Source organism: Leptolyngbya cf. ectocarpi LEGE 11479 (genome assembly GCF_015207065.1).
Classification (GTDB): domain Bacteria; phylum Cyanobacteriota; class Cyanobacteriia; order Phormidesmidales; family Phormidesmidaceae; genus Leptothoe; species Leptothoe ectocarpi.
In genome coordinates this window covers 1-19,624 of the sequence record NZ_JADEXP010000084.1, presented here as the reverse complement: position 1 = coordinate 19,624, position 19,624 = coordinate 1, and the positions used below count along the sequence as shown (strand labels likewise).

The window sequence follows — 19,624 nt, the reverse complement described above, 5'->3', positions numbered from 1 at the left end:
TATCTTTCCTGAACCCAGCAAGCAGGCTTGAACAGTTAGGTGAAAATCACTAGTTTTACAAATTTGAATGTATTAAATAGAAAACAGCACTATTAAGCTAAGGAAAAGCAAGTCGTGCTTTCCACTTGGTTTTATTAGACTTACGATAAATATTCGGCAGACTATATACCTAATCCAGATATATGTCTAATCTATAGAGACGTTGTCTACTATACTACTCCTATTGCTGGAAAATACTTAGCTTTCTATAATACTGTGGTTGATACTAGTGAGTACGACTTAAATCCTACTGTTAGGATTAAATCTCTAACGCCATAAAAATATGAACACTTAAAAGCACTTGTTTGAATAAATATCACTTAAAAGCACCGATGCTTTTTGAAAACAGATAGATCAGGGCATGGTTACCATTTATTATTTATTGGAAGTCTTCCCACGACTTTATTATAAGATTTTAGTAAGATAGATTAATAGTTCGCTTTAAAATTTCTGTTTATACCAGTAGATTAGAGCAGGTAGCTCAAGACATTTTTTTCATAGCTTTAGAGCTTTAACCAATATCATTCGGGTGCAAATAGATTCAATCAGGATGAAGGGTGTTTGTATATCGATAGCGATCATTCAAGCAGCAGTTTACTTACTAGATCTACTATAAATTAGAACTCAGCAACTTTCATCAGTAAGTAGCTTAGAGATTCTAAGGCTTTTCCCCTCCATTTCTGAATATGCATTTTCAGTACTTAGTTGAACAACCACACCTGTAAGGCCATGGTTGTTCAGATTGGAGCTATTATTTTTATGAAAAGACGCAAGTTTGCACAACTATCTCTGTATGGCTTAGGTGGGTTGATGGCTAGCTGTACTACAGCACAGCCGCCCACTCAAAATATTTCCAGAATTTCATCGGACAAGCCACTACAAATATGGTGGCAAGAAGGATTTTATCCAGAAGAAATCGATGCACTCAAACGTATCATTGAGCAGTGGAAGGCTCAAGATAAGATAGAAGCTGAGGTTGAACTGAGTGTCATTCCACAAAAAGACATCTTGACAGCACTGGATCGTGCCCTAACCCTAGGAGAAGAAATTCCTGATGTTTTCTACTCTGGCGCGGCGGATTTAACGACAATACCTAGACTTGCTTGGGAGGGAGAGCTGGCTGAGGTATCCAGCGTTATTCAACCTATTCAGCAGTATTATACAAGTGATGTACTAGATGGGGTGAACTATCAAAATAAAGCAGCTGGTGCTCGCAGCTATTATGCAGTGCCGCTCATGCAGTCTGCTATTCACATTCACTATTGGGAAGATTTACTCATCAACGCTGTGGGGGAACGACGTACTACAATTCCTAAGGACTGGCAGTCCTTTTGGGATTTTTGGCAAAATGTCCATCCCGTTCTCCAAGCTAACCAGGGCAGCGATATATACGGTGTTGGTATGCCCATGTCCCTCAGCCTGGACACATACAATAACTTTGAGCAATTTCTAGAGGCTCATAATGTTTCAGTATTAGACGAAGCTGGTAACTTTGCCATCACAGCTGCCAATCGTGACGCATTCGTCGGTGCCATTGAAGACTACGCCCGCTTCTTTAAGGATGGAACTGTTCCTCCTGACGCTGTTGATTGGGATAATACAGGTAATAATGTCTCTCTCTTGAGTCGAAAAAGCTTGATGACTGTCAACCATACCCTGTCGGCACCCGGCTCTCAGCGGAGCGACAATGAAACCTATTATGAAAAGCTGGCCACAGTTGAATGGCCGACTAAACCTGATGGCAGTCCTATGCGCTATGTGATTGAAATTAAACAGGCAGTTATTTTAGCCCAGTCAACCCAACAGGAGCTTGCTAAAGATTTTCTGGCGTTCCTGGCACAGCCGAAAAATCTATCGGCCTATACTAAAGGTGCTCAGGGAAGATATTTACCTGTCATGCCTGACCTATTTGACGATCCGTTTTGGCAAGATAAGCGAGATTCTCATATTTCTGTAGCCGTAGAACAGCTGCAAAATACACGACCAGCCTACCAAGCCTTAAACCCCGCCTATGGAGAAGTAGCCGATCAAAATGTTTGGGGGCAGATCATGAATAAAATAGCCCTGGGTGAGTTAGATAGTGCTTCAGCCGCAGACGAAGCGATCGCAACTATTCAGAAAATCTTTGACGACTGGCAATAGTCCACTCAAAAATTAAAACTGATGTATGGGCTAATGATCAAGATGCCATTTTCATCAGTCAACCTTCTACTAAATACCCTAACCGAGCGTGAAAATGCGACAGAAGAGCCTGTTAGTTAGGCTAATTACACCCTTATCATTATTGTCAGCGGTCACTGTACTGACAATTTCGCTAAGCACCTATTTCTCAGCTAGAGAAACCATTAAACAATCACTGTTTGATCGTTTAAGCGTAGCCGCCACCCTCAAAGAGGAAGAAATTGATCAGTGGTTTAAGACGCAGCGGAGCGACATTTTGCTCTTAGCACGTCTGCCGGAGGTTAAAACCCAGACAACAGCGCTTGCTGATGATGAATCTAAGCAGGATGCCTACGACAAGTTATCTCTATATTTGCAAGATATTATTTCTGCTAAACCAAATTTGGCAGAAATCTCGATTTTAACAGAGGGAGGAATTGTCCTCTTCTCGACGAATAAAGCATTAGAAAAGACTTATCAGCCGTTGGGAGCGACGACGACTTACTTTGCAAATGCTACAGATAAGATTGTCCCAACCCTCTATGTGTCACCTGTAACGGGAGCAACTGTGATCACATTTGCCACACCTATTTTAGATGGCAACAAAAGTCGCGTTGGCGTTCTTTCCGTAACCCTAGATCTAAAAGATGTAGACTTGCTAATTCGTGAGCGTACAGGTCTAGGAGAGACAGGCACTACTTATCTTGTGGGTCAGTTAGAGCGGCGTAATACCTTGATTTCGTCAGATGACGATAATCAGTCAGCGGCAACAATTAGTAGTTTTGGGATTGATGCCGCTACCGCTGGACAAAGTGGTGCTGGTCTCTATCAAAACTATGTGGGTGAACCTGTTATTGGCGTCTATAGTTGGCTAGAGAGTCAGAGTCTGGCGCTACTGGCTGAAATCAATCAGCAAGAGGCCTTTGCTCCTGCTCGAGCCCTGGCCAGAAATATTTTACTGATTGGGTTTGTGGCAACAGGGCTTTTATTGACCGGTATTTATCTGTTATCTCGTCGTATCACTCAACCGATTGTAGCCATTACAGATGCGGCTATTCAGCTGGAAAATGGTCAGTTAGACCAGGCTATTCCAGTTGTTAGCCAGGATGAAATTGGCTTTCTGGCTCAATCGTTTAATCGTATGGCCCTACAGCTAAAGGAATCATTTGCGGCCTTAGAAACCAATAATCAGGAATTGGAATCTCGGGTAAAAGAGCGGACAGCAGAATTAGAAGAAGCCAAAGAGGCTGCTGAATCGGCTACGCGCACAAAAAGTGCGTTTTTAGCCAACATGAGTCACGAACTCCGCACCCCCCTCAATAGCATCATTGGCTATAGCGAAATTCTCCAAGAAGAAGCTGAAATGGACGGTGATATGAGCATGATCCCCGACCTGTGTAAAATCCAGGGCTCCAGCAAGCATTTGTTAAATCTGATTAATAGCATTCTCGATCTGTCCAAGATTGAGGCAGGTCGGATGGAACTTCACTTAGAGCCGGTAAATATTGCTGATTTAGTTCAGGATGTACTAGAAACGATTCACCCGGTTGCAGCCGCTCGATTCAATACTGTTGTCTTGGAAAACCTCAGTACTGTCAATGCAATCGAGAGTGACTTAGATAAGCTGCGGCAATGCCTGCTTAACCTGCTGAGTAATGCCAATAAGTTTACTAAGGAAGGTCAGCTCACCTTGATCATTAAAACTATTCAATATCAGACCGTAAACTATCTAGAGTTTACGGTGACTGATACCGGTATTGGTATGGAACCAAATCAGCTTAAAAAAATCTTTGAGGCATTTACCCAAGCAGATGTGTCGTCTACACGACGCTATGGGGGAACCGGTTTAGGATTGACGATTACCCGTGAATTTGTGCATATGTTAGGCGGCACAATCTCAGCTGAAAGTGAGGCGGGCAAAGGATCAACCTTTAAGATCCTGCTTCCCCAGGTTGTTCCTGTTGTTCAAAAACAGCCAGCTATGGCTAAGGCTTAATGGATATATTTTTAGGTTGAAGCGCTGAAGTCATAGAGGCTGGAGCAGCGTTGGTTTTATCGACCAGGCTAGCCAGCAATGATTCATAGCCATCCAAAGATTGCTCAAAAGCATAGTTTGCGATCGCATAGGCACGTCCTCGTTTACCCAACTGTTCGGTCTGCGTAGGATCATTGTAAAGAGCTTGAATAGCCTGAGCCAGCGCCTTTGGTTTTTCCGGTTCCACCACCAAACCACCGCCGCTATCGTGGACGGCTTGGGCGGCGGCCCCGCCCTCCGGCACAGAGGCCACAATCGGACGACCACTCGCCATCAGTACCATTGTTTTGGATGGCATATTAAAGCCAACAACACTGGCCTTTTGCATAATCAGCGATATATCCGCCGCTGCCAGCATGGTTGGCAAATCCTTACGCGCTTCAAACGGCAGCAGGCTAACATTGTTCACATCTAGCTCCTTGCGCAGATCTTCGAGATCATATAGCTGGCGTTCTTCACCCACAATCACAAACTCGATATCAGGAATATGTTCCAGGGTAGCGGCCGCATAGATGATTGCCCTCACCCCTTGAGTCCGAGCGATATTTCCTGAATAGAGAACAATAAATTTGTCCTGCAGTCCATGTTTCTGTCGAAACTGATTGTCATATTTCGGCAAAGGACGAATAAATTTCGTATCCACCCAGTTAGAAATACGTTTAATCTTGCCAACGGGCACCTCTTTACTCACCAGATTTTTTGAAAAACTATCAGTAATTACACCGATGCGAGTGGCACTCGCGTAGGCAAACTTTTCCAATACCTCAAAGATACGAATAGCTGTCCGGTTGCTGATCAGTCCGGTGCGCACAGCTGCTTCTGGCAGAATATCTTGCAAGCTGAGCACTGTCGGACAACCATAAATCAGCTTTAGCAGCGCCACCGGTACACAAGCGGGCAAAGACGGACTAGTAAACAAAATAACGTCCGGTCGCCATCCCTTCAGCGCATGGAAAAAACTCAACAGGGCAAAGCTACCGTCTAACAGAATACGAGTAATGACACCAGGGTTCGGGTGAATCGCCACATAGCAACGCTGAATCTTGACACCATTGTGCTCTTCTTCACAGTAGAGTTGACCACGATAATCAGGATAAATCTTACGCTGGGGGTAGTTTGGCATGGCCGTCACCACCCTGACTTCATGATCCTTGGTGACTAACCCCTCTGCCAACTCAGTCATTAGAGGGGCAATGCCGATGGGTTCGGGGTGATAGTTGTACGAATAAATAAGTATACGCATGAAAATCGCTCTGACTACTGATATCGCGGTCAATAAATAAGCAACAAGCGCCAGCAAGGCTAAATTAAGAGGACCAGATTTTGAAGCTATAGAACTATTTCTGCGCTTCAATAATACAGTCCTACAGTATGCCCAGAATGTCTTTCGTAAATGTGCCAGATTCTATGGCGTTTTTACGAAGATACAAACAAGTAATTACAGAGTTCCCAAAACAGCACTCAGACAATCTAATCATTATGCCCAGGCACCACAAATGACACTCTTAAAACATTATTTGCACCATTAATGTTACTCGCTCTCTAAACTAGCCATGGCTCACACCATGGATTTACTCAGGTCTCTAGCACAAATACAACAGCCTATAATTTCCCAGTTAGACTTTAAAATGTTGGCCGATTAAGGGAAATCAAATCAGGTGCATCATTGCATTTACCAAACTCCTTTAAAGACACTTTATAAAGTCAACAAAACACTTCGTAAAGCAAATAAAGTTGTTACGTTAGATAAGCGATTTAACTGTGTAGCTGCCAGCGCTCAATAGTGCCTAGCAATGACTACTTATTCTTCAGGAAACTTTCTCAACCAGAAACCATGCTTTTAGGCTTACCTATGGGCATGGTCAAACTTAAATTGATAGTCGACTTTATGGTAGAGCCAGGGAGGGTTTGGATAGACAGTCCAAGATGATCTTTATGATATTCGGGTAAGAGCTTTAGCAAAAATTTGCGAACTCTTCACAAAAAAGTGGAACTTGCCGCTTGGCCGCTGGCCGCTTCGACACCTTATGTTCAAAGCCCCCCCAAATTTTCAATTTGGGGGGCCTGAAGAGATATAGCTTCTACGTCAACGTGGATGTGGTTGGAAAAATCGCCTTAATAGGCCCGTGATGGATCCCGCTCTGAACGAATGCGATCCTTAGCTCGGTTGGCACTGCGCTTGAGGGCCTCTAACCGTTTAACATAGCGATCCCGCTGCTTTTTCTTGGGTGTTTGCTCAATTAACGTTTTGAGAGCACTGCCCAGACTTTTGTAAGCATTGGGTAGCGAATAACCAAAGCGTGTTGCCAGGGCAATGGCTTTTTCATCCGCATCCATGGCTTCTTTAAGGGTTTTTTCCGCGTTATTCCGTTTGTATAAACGCCAGCCAGAAATACCACACAGCCCCAAGGCCAGCATCAGCAATAATCCATCCTGCACCCACAGTTCCCCGACAGCACCGCCCAGTCCGATGGCTAAAGCTGCCATTTCCCAGCCGTCCCGTGGGATCGTGTCATTTTGAACCCGAGCAACCTCATGCCAAAACAGCAGATTGCGCTGGTCAATGGCCAATTGCTCCCACTTGGGCAGATCGATCTGAACTTCAACCTGATCTTTACCCAGTTCTTCAGAGGTAATCAGCGGCGGGCCTACATCCATGGCGGGTTCTACCGTAACCCAGCTTTGCAGTTCTGGGGGCAGCAGACTACGTAAACGACGAAGCTCGCCCATATCTGCTCTGGAACTGTAGGTGGCGTAAGACATGCTTATATTGGCCCGGAAACGCTTATGGAAAATGCCTATACTATAGCGGTCTTTTGGGGGAGATGGCGGCAAAGTTCTGGGGAGATTACCGTAATCGCGTCTTCGAGTAATCCGCAGCCTGCGTCTACGGATTCAATGCGACAGAGCTTTTCGCGCAGTTCAGCCGCGCCGTCAAAACCCTTGGCGTACCAGGACATGTGCTTTCGTGCCTGGCGGATGCCGCTTTTGCCCTTATATTCCGCTAGCATAATTAGGTGTTCCTGGGCGCAGCGTAGACGCTCCACCACCGTCGGAGGCGTGCGCCGATCCCCGGTTTTAAGAAAGTGGTCAATTTCCCCGACTAAAAAGGGATACCCCAGGGTGCCACGGGAGCACATGACGCCATCGGCCTGGGTTTGTTCTAAACATGCGATCGCAGTATCCACTGAAAAAATATCGCCGTTGGCAATGACGGGAATGGTCAGGGCCTGTTTGACCTTGGCGATCCAGCTCCAGTCGGCCATGCCGTTGTAACCCTGGGAGCGGGTGCGGCCATGGAGCGTCAGCATCTGAGCCCCAGCCGCTTCCAGACGACGGGCAAAGTCTACGGCATTGATGTCATCCTCGGACCAGCCGATGCGGGTTTTGGCGGTGACCGGCACAGATACTGCCGCACTGACTGTTTCAACGATGCGGGCAGCTGTATCGGGATCCCGCAGCAGCGATGAGCCGCCACCGTTCTTGGTGATTTTATTGACGGGGCAGCCCATGTTGATATCAATGGTATCCGCACCCTGATCCACGGCTTTTTTCGCGGCTTCTGCCAAGAATTCAGGGCGGCGATCAAAGAGCTGAATGCTGATGGGGCGCTCATCGGGGTCCACTTCCATCACCCGGGGTAGTTTGCGCATGTGGTGAAGCTCAGCCGCACTCACCATTTCGGTGTACATCATCGACTGGGGAGCGTAGCGGCGCACTAGACGACGGAATACTAGATCGGTAACCCCAGACAGCGGTGACTGCAGGACCCGGCTGTGTACATCAACGGCACCAATTTTTAATGGCGTTGCCAGGCGGGATTGTAGCGCAGGGGATAGGGCGTTGTGAGTTTTTAGGTTTAAGTTCTCAGTCTTAGACGTTTGGTCCAGGTTTAAGGCAACTGACATAGGTATTGGCTTAGGGCCGGGGAGCTTAGCATCGTTAAATAACGTACGCTTCTTTAGGATGCCATTAACTCAAACTTCCAACTAATAATTTAGAGCTTAGCTAATGTTTCAAGGAGAAATTTCAGCGCTGGGAGCAGCTGGACTGTGGGCGTTTGCGACGCTGATGTTTGGTCGACTGGGAAAGCAGCTATCACCGCTGGTGCTGAACTTAATTAAGGGTTCAATGGCGGTGGGGTTTATTGTGCTGACCCTGGCGGTGCGGCAACAGCTGCTGGCGTCGTTACCCATGGGTTCGGTTTTGCTGCTACTCATTAGCGGGGTGGTGGGGATTGGTCTGGGGGATACGGCTTACTTTGCCACGGTGAATGCGTTGGGGGCTCGACAGGCACTGCTGTTAGAAATGCTGGCTCCGCCCATGGCGGCCCTAATGTCTTGGGTGTTTTTGCAGGAGCAGCTTTCAGTGCTGGCCTGGTTAGGCATGGGCCTAACTTTAGTCGGGATTATTTGGGTAGTGAGTGAGCGTAGTCCTAAAATCCATAGCTCTACATCAAAGACAGGAATCACCAGGGGGATCATGTTCGGAATCCTGGCGGCCCTTGGTCAGTCTATTGGTAGTGTGCTATCGCGGGCGGCTCTGGCGGATACAGCGGTGGATCCTTTGTGGAGTAGTTTGCTGCGGCTATCGGCAGGATTGGTGTGTATTGGTGGACTATTGCTGTGGCGATTGAAATCACAGCCCCGTCCGGTGCTATCGGGACGGCTGCTGGGGGGCGTTGCGATAGCAGCGTTCTTTGGTACCTACCTGGCCATTTGGCTCCAGCAAATCGCCCTCAAATATTCCCCCGCTGGGATTGCCCAGTCGTTGTTGGCCACCAGTCCCATTATGGTTTTACCCATGGCCCTGGTTATTGGCGAGCGCATCACCGTTCGCGCCGTTTGCGGAGCTATTGTGGCCCTGGTGGGTGTCTGGCTGCTGTTTAGCCGTTAGGTGTTTGCTACTCCTCTGTGACTCCAGCCCCCGCACCCTCAACCAAAATAGGTTTATTAAAAGAGGCAGGCTTATCCCCGACGGTGGCTCCGCCGTTGATCATGCCCTGGAGACTGGGTTCAAAGAAGGTATAGGGAAAGCGGGTTTCAGGATGGCTTACTTCGTCCAACCGCTGCTGTAGTTCAGCAGGAATTTTAAAGTCCAAAGCACCCAAGTTATCCTGCAGCTGGTGCAGCTTCGTCGCTCCGATAATCACCGAGGCCACAGCGGGGCGGTTGACAACCCAGTTCAGTGCCACCTGAGCCATGGAGCGACCCAACTCATTGGCTACCTGCTCCAGCTCGGCAACGATGGCCCAGTTTTTCTCAGTGAACTTATCAAAAGCCGGGTTACCGCTGTTGGCCAGCATCGCCAGTCTGCCTGTGCCTTCCCCACCCTGCTCGGACGGCTTATATTTGCCAGAAAGCAGGCCGCTGGCCAGGGGAGACCATACCATTAGACTGGTGCCCAAGTTTTTTGCTAGGGCGGTGTATTCAAACTCGATATGGCGTTCGGCGAGGGAGTATTCCAGCTGGACGGTGCTGATGGGTTCCCAGTGACGTTCCTGGGCCAGGGTTTGGGCCTGGGCCACGTACCAGGCGGGAGCATCCGACAGCGCTATATGACGGACTTTGCCGGAGCGCACCAGGTCATCTAGGGTGCGCATGACTTCAGCTGCCGGGGTGATCTGGTCCCAGGTGTGCAGCATGTAGACATCAATGTAGTCGGTGCCGAGACGCTCCAACGAGCCTTCAACGGCGCGGAGAATATTTTTACGCCCGTTACCGCCAGCGTTGGGGTTGCCAGGGTCGGAACTGTAGCTAAATTTGGTGGTGAGGACGATGCGATCGCGGATTTTGCGATCGCGGATAAACCGCCCCAACATCCGTTCGCTGTTGCCGTTGGTGTACAGATCCGCCGTATCCACAAAGTTACCCCCCGCGTCCACATAGGCATCAAACAGCTGACGAGCATTGGCCTCATCCGCTCCCCAGCCCCAGTCATTCCCAAAGGTCATCGTTCCCAGTGCCAAGCGGCTCACTTTTAAGCCGGTATTCCCTAACGTGTAGTAATCCATAGGTCGTCTTTGTGAACCATGCGTTTACAACCACCACTATTAACGAGCCGCTAAAATAAATCTTGAATCCCCTTGCTCAGTTTTGGTAGAAAATTGCTCAGCTTCCAGGTAACTCTCTGTGCATAGCCAGATCGACTTTGTTGACAGTCACACCCTGACAGCCAAACCGGATGTCACCCCAGGACGCATTATTGTGTCCAGCAAGGACTTGCCATGGCAGGGTATCCACATTGAAAAGGGGGAGAACGATGGATTTACCCCCGACGATGTCACCGTCACCCAGCATTATTTCGCCATGAATACCGGGCCAGCGTTGGACTGGGAATGGAAGGATGGCAGCACATTCAAAACCCATCGCTATGAGACCGGCGATCTGTGGATCAATCCAGCGGGCGTCCCGTTTTCCCATCGCATTGATGGTCACAATCAGTTTTTACTCCTCACCCTTGACCCTCAAAAGCTGACTGAGCTGATGCCAGAGCGACCGTTGCTAGAGCATCAAGCCTTCCGGCGGCAGCACCAGTCCAAGGACAAACATTTGCAAATGCTCATGCAGGCCCTATTAATTGAGGCCGAAACGGGTGCTCCCAACGGTCAGCTCTATGTAGACAGCCTGTCGACGGCCTTAGGCACACACTTTGTCAATCACTACAGCCTTGAGCAACCGGTCAATTTAGCCGGGTTCCCTGTCTCTGAACGTCAGCGTTTAGGCACTGTACTTGACTATATCGAAGCCCATCTCACCGAGGATATTGGTCTATTTGATCTGTCGTTACAGGCCGGTTTGAGCAAGTTTCATTTTTCTAGACTGTTCAAACAGACCCTGGGAGTTACCCCCCATAAATACGTGGTCAAACGTCGGATTGAACAGGCCGCCCGACGACTCAAACAGGGGCAGCCCATTGCTCAAGTGGCCTATCATTTTGGCTTTAGCGATCAGTCCCACTTTACCCGTGCTTTTAAGCAGGTCAAAGGAGCCACCCCACGTCAGTTTGTTAAAAGTCTGTAGCGATCTTAGCCATGGCTGAGCCCCTAAACCGACTACGGCATCTACTGTGATAGGTTGCCTGGAGTCAGATCTATTTCCAGGGAGCACTATGCATCTAGGCATCGATACGGTGGCACTGCTGTTTGGAGTGGCCATAGTGGCAAGCTGTGTCGATGCGATCGCGGGTGGCGGCGGGCTAATTGTCCTACCCACGATGCTGATGGTAGGCATCCCGCCAGCAGCGGCTCTAGCCACCAATAAACTGCAGGGTAGCGGTGGCACCTTGGTGGCCTCCCTCTATTTTCTACGAAAGCAAATTGTGCGTCTGCGCGACATCAAACTGACGGTCTTGATGACTTTTGTTGGGGCTGTGTTGGGTGTCTGGCTGGTATTACAAATAGACAGCACCGTTCTCAAGGCAATTATCCCGTTCTTACTGATCAGTATGGGCGCCTACTTTGCCCTATCGCCTAAGCTAGGCACTACCGACCAGAAGCAGCGTCTGGCCCACGGACCCTTTGCCATTTTTATCGCCCCGCTACTCGGTTTCTATGACGGCTTTTTTGGGCCGGGGGCAGGTATGTTTATGGCCCTATCGCTGGTTAGCCTGCGGGGCTACAACCTCACCAAGGCAACGGCTCAAACCAAGTTACTTAACTGCACCAGTAACGTGTCATCGCTGCTGTACTTTCTGGCCTTTGGTGAGGTCTATTGGCGCGTCGGCTTGATCATGCTGGCTGGCCAGGTGATTGGAGCCTCTATCGGGGCCAGAATCGTTTTAGCTAAAGGAGCCGCGTTGATTCGCCCGGTGGTGGCCACGGTGTGTTTTTTGATGGCATCCAAGTTGTTAGTGGATATTCTTCGTCAGTCACCCTAGGCGTCTAGATACTCGGTTAGGACTTCACAGGCTCCATCTTCTACGCCATCGTAAATAGAAGGACTATTGGAAAAAGGTGGTGTGGGCTTGTCGGGAATGTCTAGGTGCCCATGCAAAATCGTCAAGATAGCCTCGGATACGGAGGTAATGTCATGTTCGCGCTGATAGGGCCGCAGCTTATCTAGTAATTCAGCTGTGAGCATTAGGGTAATTGGGGTTCTAGCAGTGGCCATAGCAGGGACAGTCTCAAATCAGTGCTCTTAGCATATCGGGCGAACTGGCCTAAACATAGGTGTGCGTTGCTCTTGGATGACGGACGTTGCTGAAAACGATCTAAAAACGATTCAACTTGGGAACTTACCTTCGCCTTGGATGTCGTTTAAAGAAATATATTCAACTTGCATAACCTTTGGGAGTTCAGCATGAGTAATAGATGTGACTCCACCATAGGATATCTACCCATGTATTCAGACGGCCGCTACCACCAGACCTTAGGTTATCTCAACATTCAGTTCGGTAACTTGGATCAAGCTTGTCTCGATTACTTGAACGCCATAGAAGCTTTTCAGCGAGATAACGATCAAACTACGGCTTCTCAATTGACGGAACGGCTCAGTGAGCTGAATGCTGGGCGAGACTCTAATCCGGCAGATCCACCTATGGATGTCCGATTCAAGCTCGAGATTCTACGACTTTGCCGGTTGAGCTTACGCCACAGCCGTCGCAAGCAGTACCCAATCGCCCTTAATATGCTAGAACGGGGTCTCCAGCTGAGCGATACCCTGGTGGATATTGACTACCAGCAAGGGCAATACTGTGCTGCGGTTGTCCTGGGTATGATGGGAAAGGTCTACAATGCCCAACGTTATTATCTCTTTGCCCTAGCTTCATTTAAGGCCGCATTAGAAGCTTACCAATCATTAACACCCCCCACGCCTCGCATCCAGGGCCGGATCGCCACAGTCCTCGGAGAAATCGCCCATATAGCCGAAATCACCAATCATCCAGATGCGGCCATTGAATACTATTTAGATGCCCTGTGGTACTGGAATTCTATTGAACATCAGCCCCAGGCTAAGCAAATTGCACAGCAGCTAAATAAACTATGTAATCAGCCGGCTGAAGTCAGCACGTATTAGGCAAACCGTTTAACCCAGCTGTGAGTCTTGACCACGCTACGCTAGGGATAAAGGACTTGTCGGCTCTATCATGGGAACTATCGATGTTTTTGTCTATGGCACACTAAAGCCCGGAGGCATTTACCATCAACAGTTTTGTGCACCGTATTTGAAAATGGTCCAACCGGTCCAGGTGCGGGGACTACTCTACGATTTACCCAAACAGGGGTATCCAGTGTTGACCATCTCAACAACTAACTGGACAGTATGGATAACAAATCCTGAGGTCGGTCGACTAGTTTTGTTGCTCCGGCTTGTTGGATTTCTTGAGATGAACCATATCCATAGGTTACTCCAATCACATCCATCCCATTGGCGAGGGCACCGATAATGTCGTGTTTTCTATCGCCTACCATGGTCACTGTTACCGATGGCTGTGTTTTGGTCAGAGCAAAGCGAAGTAGCTCAGTCTTGTTAGCTCTGGTGCCATCCAACTCTGATCCAAATACTTGATCAAAGTATTGTCTCATCTCAAAATAATTGAGAATCCTTTTTGCATACACATGAGGCTTGCTCGTCGCTACATGGAGAGAATAGTCCCTATCGACTAACGTGGAGAGAGTTTCTGTTATGCCTGCATAGAGACTATTCTCCATCCAGCCCACATCAGTAAATCGCTCACGATAGAGAACAATCGCTTGCTCGGTGTATGCTGCACCCACTAGAGTGCAAAAGCTCTGATACAAGGGTGGACCAATACACCAGGTGAGTTCTTCTTGAGTGGGCACATTGACCCCTAGCTGTGCTAACGCATATTGGATCGATGTGGTGATACCGATTTTGGGGTCCAGCAGCGTGCCGTCTAGATCAAAATAAACCGTGTTGGTCATCCTATGGATAATGAGTCAAAAACTCTAAATAGTGAGAAGTCATTAACTGTAACGCTTCTGTGAAGCAAAAACACGCTAGTATGAGCGCTAACTTGGGTCTGACCTAGGGGCTGTCTACTGCGTTATTTTCCGTGGCTTGCCATGCACATCCTTCACGGCACCTGGATTCCTGAATCTGGGACTGACTTTATTCAATCGGGCCAATTTTATCTGTGGGTTGAAACTACTGAGAAAGATCAGAGTGAACTGATTGAAGAGCGCCATCCTCAACAGCTGGCGGCTGACGATCTGGCCGACTTACTCACCAGTGAGTTTGATGTGCGCTCACCCGATCGATATCCGTTAGCCGATCGGGTTGAACCTTGCTATTTTTTGCTACCAACGGTTGACAATCAGCCCTTGCCATCGCTAGAACTATCGCGCTACCTGGAGATAGAACTACCCGATACCTTTGAATTTGATTACTGGGAAATCGACTGTTACCCCGTTGCAGGAGCTGCCACCACCAGAATTAAGGCCGCGCCTAATTCTATTATCCCGTTACTTAACGAGCTGCATTTTCTCACACTGCATAATCTGAGCGAGATTCAGCTAGGGGCAGACCTGCTGTTTTGGTTTCATTTTACCCAGGCTTTGAAACGGGTAATTTTCAAAGATCATTATATTCCTGCCCTAAAATACAGAGCGCTCGCCCCTGTGAAACCTCGGGTGACATCCACAGCCAAGCGAAAAAAAGCTGCCAGCACGCCAACCGATGAATTTGAAATCTATTCTGGGTGGGACTACATCGGTGAAGAGTATGAAACCATGCTGGAGCAGTATGTGGACTACATGCCGCTGATGTGTGCGGCGGGGTTTGCCGACCCTTACGAAAAACCCTGGTTCTATGATCGGTTGTCTCTTCTGCGTCATTTTTCTGAGTGTTTACTGACCGAAGTTGTTGCCCATACTCAGCGAACTAAAGCATTTGAGAAGACGATTGCAGATTCAGTTCTCACTGACTGTTTAGATTTGGAAGTATGGCCCCAGTCTGAAGGTCTAGAGCAGTACCAACAGTGGCAATCGTGGCGCGATCGCATCGTCCGCACCCAGACCGATCAGCCCTTTTACCTGTATTTTCATCTCCAGGACCCGGTTAAACCCAGCGATCCCTGGCAGCTCCAGTTTCAGGTAGCTCCCAAGGACGATCCCTCGCTAAAGGTGACTCTGGATGACTATTGGCAAATGCGGCCCAAGCAGAAAAAACAGGTAAAAGCTCAGCTGGGAGAAGACTTTGAGCAAAACCTGTTGCTAAACCTAGGGTATGCTGTCCGCATTTATCCCGACCTCTGGCAGGGCTTGGAAACTGACCAGCCCATGGGGATTGACCTGACGCTAGATGCAGCCTTTACCTTTCTCAAAGAGTCGGCCTGGGTATTAGAAAACGCCGGCTATAAGGTGATTGTGCCCGCCTGGTGGACACCTAAGGGACGACAGCGGGCTAAGGTACGTCTTAAAGCCAAGGGCAAGTCGCTGTCAGGGAAAGACGACAAATCTAAAAGCTATTTCTCGCTGGATCGGCTGGTGGAGTATCAGTATGAGCTAGCCATCGGTGGTGAGAAAGTCACCGAAAAGGAATGGAATCAGCTGGTGAATGCGAAGACGCCCCTGGTGCAGTTTCGCGGTCAGTGGATGGAGCTAGACCAGGACAAAATGCAGCAGATGCTGGAATTCTGGAAGACTCACCAGGAGGAGAACCCGGAACTGTCGCTACTGGAGTTTATGAAACTGACAGCGGCAGGGGATGATGAGCTGGAGGTGGAGTGCGATCGCAAAGATGCCCTGGCCGATATGCTTAATAAGCTCAGCGATAAGGGCCAGCTCCAGCCGGTGGATGACCCAGACAGTTTTGAAGGTCAGCTGCGAGAGTATCAAAAACGAGGTGTCTCCTGGCTGCAGTATATGGAACAGCTAGGTCTGAATGGCTGTCTTGCTGACGACATGGGGTTGGGTAAGACTGTGCAGGTGATTGCCCGCATGGTGCAGGAACGGGAGCCGGAGCCCCCCAAAAAAGGCAGTCGCAAAAAGGTAGCTGCAAAAGAGATCAAGCTGCCTCCCACCCTATTGATCGCCCCCACCTCCGTTGTCGGCAACTGGCTGCGGGAAATCCATAAGTTCGCCCCCCACATCAAGGCGACGGTACACCACGGCGGTGACCGTGCTAAGGATGCCAAAACCTTTAAAAAAGCCTGCCGGGAACACGATATTCTGATTACCTCGTTTGCCCTGGCGAGAAAAGACGCCAAGCTGTTTAACAGTATCGAATGGCATCGCATCGTACTGGACGAGGCACAAAATATCAAAAATCCAAAGGCGGCTCTCACCAAAGCGATTTGCAAGTTTTCCGCGCCCCACCGACTGGCCCTCACCGGTACACCGATTGAAAACCGTCTGCTGGACCTGTGGTCTATTTTTAACTTTTTGAATCCTGGCTATCTGGGTACCCAGGCCCAGTTTCGCAAGAGTTTTGAGGTACCCATTCAAAAAAGCAACGATCCGCGTCAGTCGATCACGCTAAAAAAGCTGGTGGAACCGTTTATTTTACGGCGGGTAAAGACAGATAAATCAATTATTAAAGACCTGCCGGATAAGGTGGAGCAAAAGCTATTTTGCAACCTGACTAAGGAGCAAGCATCGCTCTATGAGGCGGTGGTTAAGGATGTGGAGAATCAGCTGGAGGAGGCAGAAGGCATTCAGCGCAAGGGATTGATTTTAGCCACGCTGACTAAGCTCAAGCAGGTGTGTAACCATCCGAGACAGTTTTTGCAAGATGAAAGTGAGTTTACGGCGGTGCGATCGCACAAGCTTACCCGCCTCACCGAAATGGTAGAAGAAGCTATGCAGGAGCGGGATAGCCTATTGGTGTTTACCCAGTTCACTGAGCTAGGAGCCGCCCTAGAGAAATATATCCGTCAAACGTTTCACTGCAATACCTACTATCTCCATGGCGGCACCTCGCGGAAAAAACGCGAGTCGATGATCGCAGAATTTCAAAACCCAGAAACCGAACCATCGGTGTTTGTGCTGTCGCTCAAAGCAGGCGGCGTTGGCATTACCCTAACTAAGGCCAACCATGTATTTCATTTTGACCGCTGGTGGAATCCATCAGTGGAAGACCAGGCCACGGATCGCGCCTTCCGGATTGGGCAGAAAAAGAATGTGTTTGTCCATAAGTTTGTCGCCACTGGTACGTTGGAGGAGCGTATTGACGAGATGATCGAAGATAAGAAAAAACTGGCCGGGTCGATTGTCGGAGCGGATGAGTCGTGGTTAACGGAGCTGGATAACAATGCGTTTAGAAAGCTGATTTCATTGAATAAGAGTGCAATTATGGAGTAGGGAGCATGAGCCAATTTAGCCGCACCTGGTGGGGACAAAATTTTATCGAAGCGATTGAGAAACTGACCGATTCTGGACGTCTGAGCCGAGGACGATCCTACGCTAGGGGCAAGAAAGTCCTCAGTTTTGATATTGACGGTGGGTTAGTTACGGCCCAGGTAAGGGGCTCTGTCAATCCTTATTTTGGGGTGTATAGTGAACCGCTCTATTTTACAACCATTGAGTTTCAGCCCCTGAGTAAGGCCAAGTGGTCAGCAGCGGTGGCGCTAATCGCATCAAAGGCCAGTCTGATTTCTCGACTCTTGTTAAATGAGATTCCTGACAATATTGAGGATACATTTAAGCAGCTAAATCTGAATCTGTTACCGGGGAGTCGAAAAGACTTTAAGACCAGCTGTTCTTGCCCCGATTACAGCAATCCTTGCAAGCATATTGCGGGAGTCTATTATCTAGTGGCCGCAGAGCTAGACCAGGATCCGTTTTTGTTGTTTGAGCTACGGGGGCTATCGCGAGAGGAGCTGCTAAAGGAGCTAGCAAAGTCACCGTTGGGACAGGCGCTGTCGGCAGAGTTGCAGCTAGAGCAGCAGCCTCCTAGGTCAGTGGACTCTTACTATGCACCGCCGGAACTGGTAAAAATTCCGGCTAAAACCGAGCTGCGGGAGTTTTGGCAAGGGGCTAAGCGATTGCCTCAAACGATGGAGGTATTACCTGATAGTCCAGTGTCGGGCATTCCAGTCAAGAAACAGGGAGACTTTCCAGCTTTTTGGGACCGAGATAATTCGTTTATTGAAGCAATGGAAACGCTGTATGAACAGGTGAAGGCTAAGGGACAACTATAGGGGGATTGCACAAAAATAAAGTACCCGGTCAGGGAAAAGGTTCAGGGGGAAAGGGGGCATAAAGGGTACCTTATTTAGTTGCGGATTCCTGATGACCCAATGGAAGTGGGGGATAGGCATTTTCCACCAGCATTTCAAACTGTTGCGCAAACCACCAGCCGGCATGGGGGGCTCCAGCCATGGCATTGGTCGAGTATTGCGGTTTGTCTCGATTGGCCGCGTTCGGATCGCACATGCCGTCAAATCCTTTAGCCGGATCGTTGGGATCGATAATGCCAGCTGCGCTCACGCCATCCGATTCTCCCGGAGGTTTCACCCATACAAAGGCGTCAAAATGCTCATAGGGTGCTGTGACCGGGCGTGCACCGAGACCCATGCCGATTTGGTTACACCAGCCACCGCGATGGGGTCGTCTATCAACACGAGACTCCTCGACAAAGGTATTCACATCTGTCGAGGTGCTGGCAGCGGTCGGACGCTGCGGGCCACCCCATCCGTTACGGCTAGTATCCACTAACATCCCAATCGTCGTCGGCAGCCCTTTAGCCACAAACGCATCGTACATCGCGCTCATATAGCTGACTTCATCCGCATAGGGGTTCCAGTCGTAGAAATCAGCGGACCGGACCGGCTGGCCGCCGGTATAGTTTGGAAGCAATGGCTCAGCGACTGGGGTGCTGCCGGAGGTATTTGAAACAAAACCATCCACTGCATTTAGGCCAGCCTGTGTGCCCTTAATCGTATCTGTGATCAGGGTCACCGTTGGACCAAACGCGCTGTCCCAGCCTAGCCACCCAGAATGACCCAGATCAACATAGGTATAGACGTTGGAGATTGGATGCAGCTGATTCAAGGCATATTGTATCCCTTCGACATATTCGCCGCTGGATTTTGCCTTAGCACAGGCAGGCGTCGACAGGTTGGTGACCAGGTTAGGTAATGAATCCGGTTCGATCACAGCGACAATCCGGATGTCTGCATACTGCGGATCGCTGAAAATATCTGCAATCGGATCGATGTAGTCGGTTTTATAGCGCTCAAGGCCGCCATGGGGAATTTCGCCATTGGAGGCCAGCGCATGACAATCGCGGTTCGGTAGGTTGTAGACCACCATCAAAAAGGTGATCGGTTGGTCAGGGAGTTTTTGCGCTAACGCCGTATCCAAATGCTCCCGTAGGCCCATGGCAATTTTGGTGCCATCAGCGGCGGTTCCGGTAATTGCGCCCATGCGATCCATCCAGACAGCGGTGGGATAGGTGGCGACCTGGGCCATTTGCTCGCCTAATC

15 protein-coding genes and 1 pseudogene are annotated in these 19,624 nt (G+C 49.1%); 9 read left to right on the top strand and 7 right to left on the bottom strand.

The annotated features are described in order from the left end of the window. Positions 1-798 precede the first annotated feature (798 nt). Positions 799-2,181, top strand: a complete 1,383-nt coding sequence (locus tag IQ260_RS11400) for a sugar ABC transporter substrate-binding protein (protein ID WP_193993228.1) — start codon at positions 799-801, stop codon at positions 2,179-2,181. Between the two features lie 142 nt (positions 2,182-2,323). Beyond that, the gene (locus tag IQ260_RS11395) at positions 2,324-4,195 is read left to right on the top strand and encodes a sensor histidine kinase (protein ID WP_228015879.1); all 1,872 of its coding nucleotides are present in this window, start codon (positions 2,324-2,326) and stop codon (positions 4,193-4,195) included. Here the strand turns inward: IQ260_RS11395 and IQ260_RS11390 are convergent. The 3 genes from IQ260_RS11390 to dusB all read right to left on the bottom strand — a co-directional run bounded on the left by IQ260_RS11390 (position 4,185) and on the right by dusB (position 8,142). After that, positions 4,185-5,477, bottom strand: coding sequence for a glycosyltransferase family 4 protein (locus IQ260_RS11390; RefSeq protein WP_193993226.1), 1,293 nt, complete (start codon positions 5,475-5,477; stop codon positions 4,185-4,187). The two genes, IQ260_RS11395 and IQ260_RS11390, sit on opposite strands and share 11 nt — an antisense overlap. Before the next feature lie 872 nt (positions 5,478-6,349). Then, positions 6,350-6,964: a DUF3318 domain-containing protein gene (locus tag IQ260_RS11385; protein ID WP_228015877.1), complete on the bottom strand. Its 615-nt coding sequence runs from the start codon at positions 6,962-6,964 to the stop codon at positions 6,350-6,352. Between the two features lie 68 nt (positions 6,965-7,032). Further along, on the bottom strand, positions 7,033-8,142 hold the full coding sequence (gene dusB / locus IQ260_RS11380; RefSeq protein ID WP_193993224.1) for a tRNA dihydrouridine synthase DusB: 1,110 nt from the start codon (positions 8,140-8,142) through the stop codon (positions 7,033-7,035). Between the two features lie 103 nt (positions 8,143-8,245). Here dusB and IQ260_RS11375 point away from each other — a divergent pair, with 103 nt between their 5' ends. Continuing rightward, positions 8,246-9,130, top strand: a complete 885-nt coding sequence (locus IQ260_RS11375) for a DMT family transporter (protein WP_193993223.1) — start codon at positions 8,246-8,248, stop codon at positions 9,128-9,130. Positions 9,131-9,137: 7 nt separating this feature from the next. Here the strand turns inward: IQ260_RS11375 and IQ260_RS11370 are convergent, their stop codons facing one another. Next, positions 9,138-10,247, bottom strand: a complete 1,110-nt coding sequence (locus tag IQ260_RS11370) for an aldo/keto reductase (RefSeq protein WP_193993222.1) — start codon at positions 10,245-10,247, stop codon at positions 9,138-9,140. 118 nt (positions 10,248-10,365) lie between these two features. Here IQ260_RS11370 and IQ260_RS31675 point away from each other — a divergent pair, with 118 nt between their 5' ends. Beyond that, positions 10,366-11,256 carry a helix-turn-helix domain-containing protein gene (locus tag IQ260_RS31675; RefSeq protein ID WP_193993221.1) on the top strand — a complete coding sequence of 297 codons (891 nt, stop codon included), beginning with the start codon at positions 10,366-10,368 and terminating at the stop codon, positions 11,254-11,256. 88 nt (positions 11,257-11,344) lie between these two features. Then, complete coding sequence (locus IQ260_RS11360; protein ID WP_193993220.1) at positions 11,345-12,112, top strand: TSUP family transporter; 768 nt, start codon at positions 11,345-11,347, stop codon at positions 12,110-12,112. Here IQ260_RS11360 and IQ260_RS11355 read toward each other — a convergent pair. Beyond that, a complete protein-coding gene (locus IQ260_RS11355) occupies positions 12,109-12,345 on the bottom strand; it encodes a hypothetical protein (RefSeq protein ID WP_193993219.1) in 237 nt (78 codons plus the stop codon). The genes IQ260_RS11360 and IQ260_RS11355 overlap by 4 nt on opposite strands. Positions 12,346-12,573: 228 nt before the next feature. On the opposite strand from IQ260_RS11355, the gene IQ260_RS11350 reads away from it, so the two are divergent. Then, a complete protein-coding gene (locus IQ260_RS11350; RefSeq protein WP_193993218.1) occupies positions 12,574-13,251 on the top strand; it encodes a hypothetical protein in 678 nt (225 codons plus the stop codon). A 70-nt stretch (positions 13,252-13,321) separates the two neighbouring features. Next, positions 13,322-13,474 (top strand): annotated as a pseudogene (locus tag IQ260_RS31865) (gamma-glutamylcyclotransferase); the annotation flags it as partial. A gap of 10 nt (positions 13,475-13,484) precedes the next feature. On the opposite strand, the gene IQ260_RS11340 reads toward IQ260_RS31865, so the two are convergent. Continuing rightward, positions 13,485-14,120: an HAD hydrolase-like protein gene (locus IQ260_RS11340; RefSeq protein ID WP_193993217.1), complete on the bottom strand. Its 636-nt coding sequence runs from the start codon at positions 14,118-14,120 to the stop codon at positions 13,485-13,487. Between the two features lie 141 nt (positions 14,121-14,261). Between IQ260_RS11340 and IQ260_RS11335 the strand changes: the two genes are divergently transcribed. Both IQ260_RS11335 and IQ260_RS11330 read left to right on the top strand, forming a co-directional pair. Further along, entirely contained in the window at positions 14,262-17,498 is a 3,237-nt protein-coding gene (locus IQ260_RS11335) for a DEAD/DEAH box helicase (protein ID WP_193993216.1), read from the top strand. 5 nt (positions 17,499-17,503) lie between these two features. After that, positions 17,504-18,337, top strand: coding sequence for an SWIM zinc finger family protein (locus tag IQ260_RS11330; protein ID WP_193993215.1), 834 nt, complete (start codon positions 17,504-17,506; stop codon positions 18,335-18,337). A 70-nt stretch (positions 18,338-18,407) separates the two neighbouring features. Here the strand turns inward: IQ260_RS11330 and IQ260_RS11325 are convergent. After that, on the bottom strand, positions 18,408-19,624 hold a 1,217-nt coding region (locus tag IQ260_RS11325; protein ID WP_193993214.1), incomplete at its 5' end, for a glycoside hydrolase family 6 protein.

Excerpts from the sequence above, each read along its gene's own strand:
- IQ260_RS11400 (WP_193993228.1), top strand. The coding sequence starts at position 799 with ATGAAAAGACGCAAGTTTGCACAACTATCTCTGTATGGCTTAGGTGGG.
- IQ260_RS11390 (WP_193993226.1), bottom strand. The coding sequence starts at position 5,477 with ATGCGTATACTTATTTATTCGTACAACTATCACCCCGAACCCATCGGC.
- IQ260_RS11385 (WP_228015877.1), bottom strand. The coding sequence starts at position 6,964 with ATGGGCGAGCTTCGTCGTTTACGTAGTCTGCTGCCCCCAGAACTGCAA.
- dusB (WP_193993224.1), bottom strand. The coding sequence starts at position 8,142 with ATGTCAGTTGCCTTAAACCTGGACCAAACGTCTAAGACTGAGAACTTA.
- IQ260_RS11375 (WP_193993223.1), top strand. The coding sequence starts at position 8,246 with ATGTTTCAAGGAGAAATTTCAGCGCTGGGAGCAGCTGGACTGTGGGCG.
- IQ260_RS11370 (WP_193993222.1), bottom strand. The coding sequence starts at position 10,247 with ATGGATTACTACACGTTAGGGAATACCGGCTTAAAAGTGAGCCGCTTG.
- IQ260_RS11360 (WP_193993220.1), top strand. The coding sequence starts at position 11,345 with ATGCATCTAGGCATCGATACGGTGGCACTGCTGTTTGGAGTGGCCATA.
- IQ260_RS11355 (WP_193993219.1), bottom strand. The coding sequence starts at position 12,345 with ATGGCCACTGCTAGAACCCCAATTACCCTAATGCTCACAGCTGAATTA.
- IQ260_RS11350 (WP_193993218.1), top strand. The coding sequence starts at position 12,574 with ATGTATTCAGACGGCCGCTACCACCAGACCTTAGGTTATCTCAACATT.
- IQ260_RS11340 (WP_193993217.1), bottom strand. The coding sequence starts at position 14,120 with ATGACCAACACGGTTTATTTTGATCTAGACGGCACGCTGCTGGACCCC.
- IQ260_RS11335 (WP_193993216.1), top strand. The coding sequence starts at position 14,262 with ATGCACATCCTTCACGGCACCTGGATTCCTGAATCTGGGACTGACTTT.
- IQ260_RS11330 (WP_193993215.1), top strand. The coding sequence starts at position 17,504 with ATGAGCCAATTTAGCCGCACCTGGTGGGGACAAAATTTTATCGAAGCG.